This is a genomic window from Streptomyces sp. MNU89, from assembly GCF_020982505.1.
Taxonomy (GTDB): Bacteria; Actinomycetota; Actinomycetes; order Streptomycetales; family Streptomycetaceae; genus Streptomyces; species Streptomyces xinghaiensis.
The window spans coordinates 2,319,984-2,332,139 of sequence record NZ_JAJKLL010000001.1 but is presented as its reverse complement, the minus strand read 5'-3'; the positions used below and the strand labels follow the sequence as shown (position 1 = coordinate 2,332,139).

Annotated in this window: 9 protein-coding genes; 7 read left to right on the top strand and 2 right to left on the bottom strand. The window is 74.2% G+C overall.

The window, feature by feature from the left end:
* The first annotated feature begins 32 nt into the window (after positions 1-32).
* From E4N63_RS09850 to E4N63_RS09835, 4 genes are all read left to right on the top strand, one after another.
* Complete coding sequence (locus E4N63_RS09850; RefSeq protein ID WP_230240438.1) at positions 33-1,259, top strand: MFS transporter; 1,227 nt, start codon at positions 33-35, stop codon at positions 1,257-1,259.
* 116 nt (positions 1,260-1,375) lie between these two features.
* On the top strand, positions 1,376-2,617 hold the full coding sequence (locus E4N63_RS09845; RefSeq protein ID WP_125621973.1) for an aldehyde dehydrogenase family protein: 1,242 nt from the start codon (positions 1,376-1,378) through the stop codon (positions 2,615-2,617).
* Entirely contained in the window at positions 2,614-4,332 is a 1,719-nt protein-coding gene (locus E4N63_RS31025) for a thiamine pyrophosphate-binding protein (protein WP_230240437.1), read from the top strand. The genes E4N63_RS09845 and E4N63_RS31025 overlap by 4 nt, the downstream gene beginning before the upstream one ends.
* 121 nt (positions 4,333-4,453) lie before the next feature.
* Positions 4,454-5,356 (top strand): ACP S-malonyltransferase, encoded by a 903-nt coding sequence (locus E4N63_RS09835; protein WP_230240436.1) that lies wholly within the window; start codon positions 4,454-4,456, stop codon positions 5,354-5,356.
* Positions 5,357-5,764: 408 nt separating this feature from the next.
* On the opposite strand, the gene E4N63_RS09830 is transcribed toward E4N63_RS09835, so the two are convergent.
* Positions 5,765-6,007 (bottom strand): acyl carrier protein, encoded by a 243-nt coding sequence (locus tag E4N63_RS09830; protein ID WP_227958015.1) that lies wholly within the window; start codon positions 6,005-6,007, stop codon positions 5,765-5,767.
* 119 nt (positions 6,008-6,126) lie between these two features.
* A complete protein-coding gene (locus E4N63_RS09825; protein ID WP_125626308.1) occupies positions 6,127-7,104 on the bottom strand; it encodes a ribonucleotide-diphosphate reductase subunit beta in 978 nt (325 codons plus the stop codon).
* 178 nt (positions 7,105-7,282) lie between these two features.
* Between E4N63_RS09825 and fabF the strand changes: the two genes are divergently transcribed.
* The 3 genes from fabF to lanKC are packed head-to-tail and all read left to right on the top strand — an operon-like array spanning position 7,283 to position 12,113.
* A complete protein-coding gene (fabF, locus tag E4N63_RS09820; RefSeq protein ID WP_230240435.1) occupies positions 7,283-8,641 on the top strand; it encodes a beta-ketoacyl-ACP synthase II in 1,359 nt (452 codons plus the stop codon).
* Positions 8,638-9,447, top strand: a complete 810-nt coding sequence (locus tag E4N63_RS09815) for a GNAT family N-acetyltransferase (protein ID WP_230240434.1) — start codon at positions 8,638-8,640, stop codon at positions 9,445-9,447. Before fabF ends, E4N63_RS09815 begins: the two co-directional genes overlap by 4 nt.
* Positions 9,444-12,113: a class III lanthionine synthetase LanKC gene (gene lanKC / locus E4N63_RS09810; protein WP_125626310.1), complete on the top strand. Its 2,670-nt coding sequence runs from the start codon at positions 9,444-9,446 to the stop codon at positions 12,111-12,113. Before E4N63_RS09815 ends, lanKC begins: the two co-directional genes overlap by 4 nt.
* Positions 12,114-12,156 lie beyond the last annotated feature (43 nt).

The window sequence follows — 12,156 nt, the reverse complement described above, 5'->3', positions numbered from 1 at the left end:
AGTCATAGCCAGTCATGCTAAAGTCACGGCTTGTGTCCCACGGAGACGGCGCGCCGCGACGACGGGCGGGGTTGACCGCCCTGCTGACCGCGGTGGCGATCGCCTCCGTGGGCGAGGCCATGATGATCGTGGCGGTCCCGTGGTTCGTCCTGCAGACCACCGGGAGCGTCGCGCGGACCGGAATCGTCGTCGCCGTGGCCTCGGTCGGCGCCGGTGCGGCCGGATTCGCGGCGGGTCCGCTCATCGACCGGTGGGGATTCAAGCCCACCACCGTCGTGTCCTATCTCTTCGGCGGTACGGCCGCCGCCGGGATACCGCTGCTGCACGCGCTCGGGCGGCTCGACTTCGCCACGCTGGTGGCGCTGGTGCTGTTCGCGAGCCTGCTGGACATCCCCGGCGTGACGGCCGTGACCGGGCTGGTGCCCGCGCTGGCCGGCGCGGCGCGGATGCCGCTGGAGCGGGCCAACGGGCTGCTCACGGCGGTGCGCCAGGTGAGCCAGCTCTGCGGGCCGGCCCTCGGCGGTCTCGGGGTGGCGCTGCTGGGCACGGCGAGCGTGCTGCTGATCAACGCCGGGGTGTGCGCCCTCGCCGCGCTGGTCGTCACCGCCGGGGTGGCCGCCCCCGCACGCTCCGCGGCCCCCGCGCCGGAGCGGCCGGCCGGCGGGTACACGGCCGAACTCCGCGCCGGACTGCGGACGTTGCGGCAGCACCGGCTGCTGCGCACCCTGACGGCCTCCTCCACCGCCTTCAACGGCCTGGACAGCGGGCTCGCCGGGGTCGTCCTCGTCACCTACGCCTACCAGCACCTGGGCAGCGCCGGCAGTCTCGGCGTGCTGCTGACCGCCTTCGGGATCGGGACGGCCGCCGGGTCGCTGACCTTCGCGGTGGTGGGGCACCGCCTGGGCCGGCGCAGGACGTTCCTGGCCGCGGGGTTCGCGGCCGGCCTGCTCATCGCCGGGCTGGCCGCGCTGCCCCCGCTTCCGCTCGGCGCCGCCCTGCTGGCCGTGCTGGGCGCGGTCGCGGCTCCCGTCGCGCCGCTGCGCACCGGCGCGCTGCAACGCGGGATACCGGAGGGGCAGTACGGGCGGGTGGTGGCCGCGATCGACACCGTGGCGCTGTCCGCGGTGCCGCTGGGGGCGACCGCGGCCGTCGCGCTGGTGGGCGGCGTCGGGTTGTCGCATACCGTCCTGGTGATCTCCGGCGCCTATCTGTTAGTGGTGGCGGGATGCTGGGCGGCGCCGGGCCTGCGGGAGATGTGAGACGGCACGGGCGCGGGGCCCCGGCCTCGCGGCGGTCGATGACTTCTATTGACAGATTATGACTCTCCATTGACACTCGTGGTGACCAGCTTTGGCTCGTACCGTGAGGGGGACAGATGACCTCGGCTCCCGTCCAGCCCGCCGGCGACACCTTGACCTGGAGTGTCCCGTACGGCGGGCGTGCGGACGCCCTGCGCAGGGTCCGGGACTTCCTGGCGCGGGAGCCCGGCGGCGTACTGGACCTGCTCTGCGAGATCTCCACCCACCGGGCCGCCGGATACGAGCTGGAGGCCGCCGTCGCCACCCTCGACGGCGCCCTGGCGGAGGTGGAGCGCTACCGGCCCGGCCACGTCCGGAGCGTGGCGGTCTTCATGCCGTCCAATGTGCTCCTCTACTCGTACGTGCTCTACCTCCTGGTGCCCTCGCTCTACTCCGGCAGCGTCGTCTTCCGGCCGTCGAGCCAGGTGCGCGACCAGGTCGTCCGGCTGCACCGGATGCTGGCCGAGCACCACCGGCTGCCCGTCGAACTCGTCACCGCCAGCCAGCGCGCCTTCGTCCGCGACCACGCCCGCCCGGCGAGCGTGGTGGTCTTCACCGGCGCCTACCGCAACGCCGAGCGGATCCGCGAACAGCTCTCCACCGGCCGGCTGTTCCTGCACCTCGGCGCCGGGGTCAACCCCTTCGTCGTGGCCCCCGGCGCGGACGTCGAACGGGCCGCCGCCGACGCCGTCGAGGTCCGGATGCTCAACGCCGGGCAGGACTGCCTCGGCCCGGACCTCTTCTGCGTCCACGAGGAACTGCTCCCCGGCTTCCTCGACGAGCTGATCACCCGGCTCAAGGGGCTGCGCTACGGGCCGTACGACGACCCGGCCACCGACTACGGCCCGATCTTCTACGAAGGGGCCCTGGAGGAGGCCGCGCTCTTCCTCGCCCGCAACCGCAAGGACATCGTGCACGGCGGCGTCGTGGACTTCCGCAGCCGCCGCTTCGACCCGGTGGTGGTGCACGGCGAGGCCGTGACCCCGCGGACCCACGTCCCCGAGTTCTTCGCCCCCGTCTTCAACGTGGCCGGCTACCGCGAGGAGTCCGCGCTCGCCGCCACCCTCACCACCGGCAGTTTCACCGAACGGGCCCTCGGCGCCAGCGTCTACGGCACCGCGCCCGCCCTGGTGGAGGCGCTGCGCCGGCGCACCACGGTGACCGTCGACACCACCCTCCTCTCCATCGACGACGGCAACGCGCCCTTCGGCGGCTACGGCCGGCAGGCCAACTACATCAGCGACGGAGAGAACGTCCACGCCGAGCCGGTGCTCATCTCCAAGGCCGTCGCCGACCACCTTCCGGCGGACGCCCGGTGAGCGCCGCCCCGTATTCCCACCCCACCGCGTGGCACGCCGTCGCCGACTTCCTCGAACACCTCGGCGCCGGCGTGGTGTTCGGACTGCCGGGCGACGACATGGACCTGCTCGGCGCCCTGGAGGACCGCCCGGCCGCCGCCGTGCTCTGCCGCGACCAGCGCAACGCCCTCTACATGGCCACCGGTTACGCCCTCGCCTCCGGCCGCCCCGGGGTGTGCGCCGTGGGCAAGGGCCCGGCCGTCACCCACGCGATCACCGGGCTGCTGGAGGCCCGCTCCGCCGCCGCCCCGCTGATCCTCATCGCCGGGGGCACCGGCCTGGACCGGCTCGGTACCGGCGCCTTCCAGGAACTCGACCAGCTCACCGCCGTCCGCCCGTTCACCAAGTGGGCCGTCCGCGTGGACCGGGCCGACCGGCTGCCCGCCGCGCTGGAGAAGGCCGCGGCGGTCGCCGTCAACGGCACCCCCGGTCCCGTCTACGTCGAGATCCCCGAGCAGATCGCCGGGGACCCGGTGGAGCGGTACGCGCCGTGGCGCCCGGCCGGACCGCAGCGGCTCGCCCCGGACGGCGGCACGCTCCGCGCCGCCGCCGAGCGCATCGCCGCCGCGGAGCGCCCGCTGTTCCTGGTCGGCGGCGGGGCCCGGAACCGCGATGCGGGCCGCGCCATCGAACGGCTGGCCGAACTGGCGGGCGCGGGCCTCTTCACCACCGCCTCCGGGCGCGGTGTCGTCTCGGAGGACCATCCGCTGTTCTGCGGGCTGTCCGGCCTCTACACGACCGGGCCCGCCGCCGCGCTGTGGCGCGAGACGGATCTCGTGATCGCTCTCGGCAGCAGGCTGGAGGAGACCGCCACCTTCGGCTGGCCGGAGGCCCGGGACCTGCCGGTGATCCAGGTCGTGGCCGGTGAGGAGGACGTGGTCACCGGCCGCCCCGGGCTCCATGTGCTGGGCGATGTGCTCCGCGCGGTCCAGGGCTGGGCCGGGCTGCTCGCCTTCCGGCCGTCCGGCGCGGACTGGACCGCACGGGTCGAGCGGGCCCGCGCCGACCAGGCCCGCGAAGCCGCCCGGCTGGCCGCCGCGGCGGAGCGGACCGCCGCGGCCGCCGGAGCTCCGTCGGTCGCCGGGGTGCTGGACGCGCTCCGCGCGACCGTGCCGGAGGACTGCGTGCTGGTGCAGGAGAACGGCCTGCAGGACATGTGGTCGTACCACCATCCGCACTGGTCCTGCGGCGCGCGCGGCGGTTCGGTGGTGCCCAGCGAGCAGACCCCCCTGGGCTTCGGCGCCGCCGCCGCCCTCGGCGTGCGCCTCGCGCTGCCGGAGCGGCCGGTGGTGGCCGTCACGGGCGACGGGGCCTTCAACATCTTCCGCCCCGAACTGCCCACCCTGGCCGACACCGGGGCACCCGTCCTCTACGTCGTTCTGGACAACGGGGGCTACGGCTGGCTCCAGACCAATCTCGACCGGGTGTCCGGCGGCTCGTCCCGCTTCGCCTTCACCCGGGACCGCCCCACCGGCACCGGGGAACTCGCCGCGGCCCACGGCATCGGCTACGCGCGGGCCGACCGGCCCGGGGAGCTCGCCGGCGCCCTGCGGAAGGCGTGGGAGCACTGCGCCTCCGGCCGCCCGGCGGTCCTGGAGGTGCGGGTCCTGCTCACCGACGTACCGCCCGGGATGGACGAGGGGCCCGCGGGCGACTTCCCCGCCCGGGACGCCTGACCCGGCGTACGGGACCGGGGTGCCGCGCGGCGGCGGACCGTCCCGCCCGCCGGCGGCCCGACGCCCGGACGGCGGCCCGTGGTGCAACGGCCGCCCCGACCCACGAGAAGAGAGATGACGCATGTCCGTGGTGCTGTTCTTCCCCGGGCTCACCCCGACCCGGTACGACGCCATCGAACGCTTCGTGACCACCCAGGAGCACGCGAAACGGCGCTTCGCCGAGGCCGACGAGGTCCTCGGCTACCCGCTGCTCGACGCCTACCGCGACGCCTCCATCTACGAGTGGGAGGTCTTCGAGTGCGGCTTCATGGCCCTCGCGCTGGCCCTCGCCGACTGGGCGGAGGAACGGTACGGCGCCACTCCGGAGCTGTGCGGCGGCCAGAGCTACGGCGAGGTGATGGCGGCCGTCTGGGCCGGCACCCTCAGCTATCCGGACGCGCTGCGCCTGATGTCCCGCAGCGTGGTGGTGGAGCAGGACTACTTCAGTTCCCTCGACGAGCCCCTGGGCTGCCACTTCTTCTACCGGCTGCCGATCGAGACGGTCGAGCGGCTGGTGGAGGAGTTCCGCGCCGGGGGCGACTGGATCGAACTGTCGGTCGCCTTCGACGCCTCGGTGCACGCGGTGTCGGCCTCCCTGCGGACCCTGGAGCGGTTCGAGCAGCGGGTGCGGGAGGAAGGCGGCTTCCCCTTCTACACGGTGAACCGGGCCGAGCACTGCTCCGCCGTCGCCGGCCTGCGGGAACGGCTGGACCGGGAGGTCTACCGCACCGTGGAGTGGCGTACCGCCCGCATCCCCGTCATCTCCGACGTCGACGGGCGGACGCTTCGGGAGGGCGAGGAGATCCGGCGCGACCTGCTCGACGGCTGGACCACGCCCGTGCACTGGAGCACGGTGCTGCGCGGCATCCGCTCGGCGGGCGGCCGGGAGGTGTGGATCCCGGGGCCCCGGAACATGTACGCCCGGATCACCGCACGGGAGTTCCCGACCAAGGTGATCACCCCGAGGACCGCGCTCGGCGCCTGACGAGGGAGCGCGGGGCCGGGGGCCCGGGGTGCCGGAAGGCTCCCGGGCCCCCGCCGGCGTTCGCGGGTACGGGTACGGGGCCTGCGCCGGGAGCCCGGCCGTCGCCGCCGGCGGAGCCGGAGAGAGCGGGCCGGGCCGTCGTATCCCGCCCGAAGAGAGCCGTACTTCCCGCCGCCGTCGCGGCCGGGGCGGGGGACGACGGAGCCGGCCGGCCCGCGGAAGCGCGGTGCCGGCCGGCGGATGTCCGCGCCCGCCGGTGCGCCGGCCGGTCCGGAACCGACCCGGGGACCGGGGAAGCGCCGGAGAGACCCGGGGCGGGCGGCGGAGTGGCGGGGCGGAGAACGGGGGCGGTGGGGTCACGATCCGGCGTCCGGACCGGCGACCCCACCTCTCGGAGGAGCTGCCGTCTCAGGCGAGCTGCTTCTCGACGCGGCCCACCACATCGGAGACCAGGCGCAGTTCGCGCAGCTCCTCCTCGGGCAGCTTGACGCCGAACCGCTCCTCGGTGGCCACGATGATCTCCACCATGGCGAGGGAGTCGACGTCCAGTTCCTCCACGAAGGACTTCTCCTCGGAGACCTCCGAGGGCTCGACGTCGGCGACCTCGTTCAGGATCTCGGCGAGACCGGCGACGATTTCTTCACGCGTCATGGGATGACCTTTCTTCGGTGAGTTCGGCCGTTGCGGGCCTCGGCGGATCGACGGATCGGGGGACCAGGAGCCGGCCGGGGAGGGGCAGGGGACAGGGGCGGGAAAGCGCGAACCGGGGATCAGGCGCGCGCGGCGGCGTCAGCGGCCTCGGCGGCCTCGTCCGCGGCCGGTTCCCGGAAGGAGATCGTGACCAGGTGGTCGGCGAACTCCCGCTCCAGGCCGATGAGATGGATCTGGCGGCGCAGGCTGTGGACGCTGAGATCCGTCATGGTCGGATCGCCGGTGTGCTCCTCCGGGCGGTCGCCGTGGTCGATGCCGAGGGCGATCGGCGCGGACAGCTCCAGCATTTCGCGGATGTCGTCGCCATAGCCCTCCTTCACCCCCTGGCGGAGCGCGTGGAGCCCGAAGCTGACATGCCGTGACTCGTCCCGGCACATGGCGGTGAAGCCGGCCTTGACCCCGGGGAGTGCCTTCGTCCCGTGCAGCTGGTTGAGGATGGCGCGCTGCCCGACGAGGGCGAGCACCCCCTCGGTGATGAGGTGGAAGAGGGTCACGGCGCGCAGCCAGCGGCGGTAGTCCGAGGGGTGCTGCTGGAGCTCCCGTACGACGTCGGCCTCGATGGTGCTCAGCTCGCGGTGCGAGGGCGTGACCATGTTCCACGCCTGGACGAGCATCCGCTTGGGGTCGGGGTCCAGACCGAGCAGCTCCTCGCCGAAGCGCAGCATCAGCTGGGTGTGGCGGGTCTCGTCGGCGATCTGGGTGCCGAGGTAGAGGTGGTCCACCTCCTCGGGGGCGCCGGTGAGGATGGGCCCGAGGAGATCCAGCCCGGTGTACTCGCCCGTGATGAAGGTGGCGATCTGGTCGGTGAGCGCCTGCCGGGCGGCCGGGGAGATCTCCTTCTCGAAGGCCTCCCGGTCCTGCTCCAGCCCGATGGCCCGGGCCGACCACTGCTGCTTCTCCCAGCGTTCGTAGAGCGCCTGGGGCTTGGGGCGTTCGGCGGTGACGAGATCCGCGTGCCGCAGCACCTGGTCGACAGGGAGGTCCGGCATCTCGGCGAGTGATGCCTCGTCGAGCAGCAGTGTGCTCCAGCGGGTCATCTCGGACTCCTTGACTCGATGGTGAATCGCATGCGCATGACTGGCGGTGCGGTCATCAGTGAACAGGAACCGTCTCGCTTCGTCAATGATGAGTCACATTTATTGACAGTGGCGTGATGGGCGTGTCAATGTTCAGCCGTGCCGGGCAGCCGGCGGCCGATCGAGGAAGGGGACAGGCGTGACCGTGACACCGCTCCGACGCGAGGCGCCGAAACGGCGCGTCGTCGTGACGGGCACCGGGGTCGTCTCCCCGATCGGCCTGACGACCGGCGAGTTCTGGGAGTCCCTCACCGCCGGACGCAGTGGCATCCGGGTCATCACCCGGTACGACGCGGACGAACTGCCGACCCGCTTCGCCGGGGAGATCACCGGCTTCGACCCCCGCGCCCACATGCCCAACAGGGTCGCCCGGCGCCTCGACCGGTTCGCCCAGTTCGCCCTGGCCGCCGCCCAGGAGGCCATGGCGGAGGCGAAGCTGGAGATCGACGAGGAGCTCGCGCCCCGGACGGCCGTCCTCGTCGGCAGCGGGTACGGAGCCGGGCACTTCACCCGGACCGCGGTCCTGGAGCTGCGCGACCGCGGCCGCCGCAGGATGAACGCCTACTTCGCCTCGGCCGGCTCCTCGGACAGCGCCGCGGTCGAGGTCGCCAACCGGTTCGGCGCCCGCGGACCGTCCGGCGCCGTGGTCGCGGCCTGCGCGACCGGCGCCGTCTGCATCGGCGACGCCATGCGGCTGATCCGGGACGGCTACGCGGACGTGGTGCTGGCCGGCGGTTCCGACGACGCCGTCAACCCTCTCGACCTGGCGGTCTCCGCCAACGTCGGGGCGCTGTCCCGGCGCGGCGACCACCCGGAGCTGGCCAGCCGGCCCTTCGACAAGGCCCGCGACGGCTTCGTGATGGGCGCCGGCGCCGGAATCGTCGTCCTGGAGTCCGCCGAGCACGCGGAACGGCGCGGGGCGGCCGTCCTGGCCGAACTCGCCGGCTACGGAGCCACCACGGACGCGTACCACTCCACCCACCCGCACCCCGAAGGGCTCGCCGTCAAGCGGGCGATGGCGGACGCCCTGGACGACGCGGGGGTGGCGCCCGGCGAGGTGGACTACATCTGCGCCCACGGCACCAGCACCCCGCTCAACGACCGCATCGAGAGCGAGGCGATCCGCGGGGTCTTCGGCGACCACGCCCCCCGCATCCCGATCAGCTCGGTCAAATCCATGACCGGGCACATGATCGGGGCCGCCGGGGCGGTCGAGCTGATCGCCTCGCTGCTGGCCGTCCGCACCGGGATCCTCCCGCCCACCGTCAACTGCGACGACCCGCTGGACCCGGAACTCGACTACGTGCCGCACACCGCGCGGAGACAGCCGACGCGCGTGGCGGTGAGCAACTCCTTCGGATTCGGCGGGCACAACGCGGTCCTCGTGGTCCGCGCCCACCCGGAGGACGGACGGGACGGACGGGACGGACAGCCCGCACAGACCACACCGGACGAACGGACCGCGCAGGCCGCGCGGGCCGCGGGAGGGAAGCGATGAAGGGCAGGCGCGTCACCCTGGTCAGGCCCACCGAGGCCGACTACGAACTGATCGCCGAATGGCTCGGCCCGGCCTCCCCGACCGCTGTGCTGACCGCGGACACCGGCGAGTTCGTGACCCCCGAGGACCTCAAGCGCTACAACGACTCCGGCGAGATACGGCAGTTCGCGGTCCGCACGCTCGACGGCACGACCGTCGGCACCGTCAACTACCGCCGCCAGGGCCCGGTCGGCAGCTACGTCATCGGCGGCGCGATCGGCGATCCGTCGATGTGGCAGCGCGGGCTCGGCGCCGAGGCGTTCGACCTGCTGATCGACCACCTCTTCCACGCCCGCAACGCGCACCGGATGCAGTTCACCACCGCCCTCTACAACAAGTCCGTGCTGCGCATGGTCACCCGGGCCGGCTTCGTCCTGGAGGGCATCCTGCGCGAGTACCACTACCTCGACGGGCGCTACCACCACGCCGCCGTCTGGTCGCTGCTGCGCCACGAGTACTACGACTCCCTGGCGGAGCAGGCCCGCCGGACCCCCGGCTTCACCGGCCCCGACGCGATCCCCGAGTCCGCGAAGGCCGAGGCGCTCGCCGTGCTCTGCGACCACCTCCGCCGGCCGGAGGCCGAGACCTCCATCAAGATCCTGCTGGAGGACGCCGACGCGGAGGCCGCGTCCCGGGCGGCCGCCCGGACGGCCGGCGCCGCCGCGGCCGCGGCCGCGCTCACCGGTGCCGTCTCCGACGCGGTCTCCCACGCCGTCACGGCCCCCGGTGCCGCCGCGCCCGCCGTCAACGGGGAGGCCGCGCGATGACCACCACGCGCCCCCAGCCCGAGGCGTACTGCCAGGCCGACCCGGTCTTCTACGACACCGGCAGCCGCCACACCGCGCACGACACCTCCGTCTTCCCGCTGACGGAAGCCCCCGCCCCGGCGGGCTGGCGGCGCGGGGAGCGGGACGTCTGGGTGGTCCACACCCCCGAGGGCCACCGGATGCCCGCCCAGGGCTGGAAGATCCACATCTCCGGGCGCCCCGACAACGCCCGGCGGATCATCGAGACGGCCTGGGACTACTGCACCGGCCGCGGCGTCCCGTTCAAGTTCCTGCGCAGCCGCGACGTCGTCACCGCCCACAGCGTCAAGTACGCGCCGCGCTCCGCCAGCGGCAAGCTCGTCACCCTCTACCCCGCCGGCGAGGAAGAGCTCCGGCACGCGCTGGAGGAGCTGTCCGAGCGGCTGGCCGGGGTGTCCGGGCCGTACATCCTCACCGATCTGCGCTGGGGCGACGGGCCGCTGCACGTGCGGTACGGGGCCTTCGTCAGCCGCTACTGCACCGGCCCGGACGGCGCTCCGGTGCCCGCGGTCGAACGGCCCGACGGGGTCCTGGTCCCCGACGACCGGCGGCCGGTGTTCACCGTGCCGGAGTGGGTCGAGCCGCCCGCGTTCCTCGCCCCGCACCTGGAGGCGCGGCGGACGGCCGGCGCGGGGGACGACTTCCCGTACACCGTCGAGCGCGCCCTGCACTTCTCCAACGGCGGCGGCGTCTACCTCGCCCGGCACCGGGACGGCCGGCGGACCGTGCTGAAGGAGGCCCGCCCGCACGCCGGTCTCGACGGCCGGGGCCGCGACGCCGTACGGCGGCTGGAACGCGAACGCGCCGCCCTGGAACACCTGGCCGGCATCCCCGGCATCCCGGAGCTCTACGGCCACCACCGGGTCTGGGAGCACCACTTCCTCGCCGTGGAGCACTTACCCGGCGACACCCTGCACGGCTGGCTCGCCCGGCACTACCCGCTGACCAAGGCCGCCCCGGACGCCGCCGCTCTGCGGGCCCACGTGGAGCGGGCACGGGCCGTCGCCGACCGGATCGAGGCGCTCGTCACCGCCGTCCACGAACGCGGCATGGTCTTCGGGGACCTGCACCCCGGCAACATCCTGGTCGACGAGAGCGACGACGGACTCCGGGTGTCCCTGGTCGACTTCGAACTGACCGTCCCCGCCGCCGAGGCGCGGCGGCTCGGGCTGGCCAACCCCGGCTTCTCCGGCTCCGGCCTCACCGGCTACGCCCTCGACCGCCACGCACTCGCCGCACTGCGGCTCTGGCTGCTCTTCCCGCTCACCGCGCTCTCCGAGCTGGACCCCGCCCGCGCCGCCCGCTACGCCGACGCGGCCGAGCGCGCCTTCCCCCTCGCGCCCGGCGAACTCGACGCGGTACGGCGCGAACTCGCCCCGGCGGCGGACGCCCTGGCCCGGGTGCCGGACGCGCTGCGCGAACCCTCGCCGGTGCGGCTGGACGCGGACGCGCCCGACTGGCCCGCCGTACGCAAGTCGATGGCCGAGGCGATCCTGCTCAGCGCCACCCCCGAGCGCCGGGACCGGCTCTTCCCCGGCGACGTACGCCAGTTCCACACCAACGGCCTCAACGTCGCCTACGGAGCGGCGGGCGTCCTCTGGGCCCTGCACACCACCGGCGCCGGCCGCTGGTCCGAGTACGAGGAGTGGCTCGCGGCGGCCGCCCGCCGGGACGAGGCCCTCGGCCCCGGCTTCTACGACGGCGCGCACGGCATCGCCCACGTCCTCGACACCCTCGGCCGGACCGAGGACGCCCTGCGGCTGCTCGACCGGAGCCGCGAGGCGCCGGGTGCCGTCCGCGAGGTGAGCCTCTACCGGGGCCTGGCGGGCATCGGCCTCAACCTGCTCCACTTCGCCGCCCGCACGGGGACGGCCGTCCACCGCGAGGAGGCGCTGGCCGTGGCCGGCCGGCTCGCGGAGGCCGTCGACGCCGGCACCGCCCCCGGCATCGCCGCCGGACCGGGCCGGGGGAGCCGGGCGGGGCTGCTGCACGGCTGGTCCGGGCCCGCCCTCTTCTTCCTCCGCCTCCACCAGGACACCGGTGACGCGGCATGGCTCGGCCTCGCGGTGCGGGCCGTGCACCGGGACCTCGCCCTCTGCCGCGCCTCCGAGGACGGCTCCCTCCAGGTGGACGGCGGTTTCCGCCTGCTGCCGTACCTCGACGTGGGCAGCGCGGGCATCGCCCTGGTCGCGGCCGAGATCCTTCGGCACCGCGCCGACACGCGACTGGAGGAGACCCTGCCGGCCCTCGTCCGGGCGGCGGAGCCGGAGTTCACCATCGAGCCGCACCTCTTCAGCGGCCGGGCCGGGCTCCTCGCCACCCTCGCGGCGCTCCGCGCCCGGCAGGCGGGCGGCGGCAGCGGCGGCATCGGCGGCGGCACCGACGCGATCGGCCGCGCCGTGGAGCGCCATCTGGCCCGCCTCCACTGGCACGCCCTGTCCTACCGCGGGCAGATCGCCTTCCCCGGTGAGCAGTTGCGCCGGCTGTCGATGGACCTGGCCACCGGGAACGCCGGTGTCCTGCTCGCTCTCGGCGCGGCCCTGGACGGCCGTCCGGACTTCCTGCCCTTCCTGGCGGGACCGGCGGCAGCCCGTGCACCGCGCCCCACAGACCCCGGACGGCCCTGAGCCGTCCGGTGCCCTTGCCCCCCAGACCGTGGAGAGGAGGAAT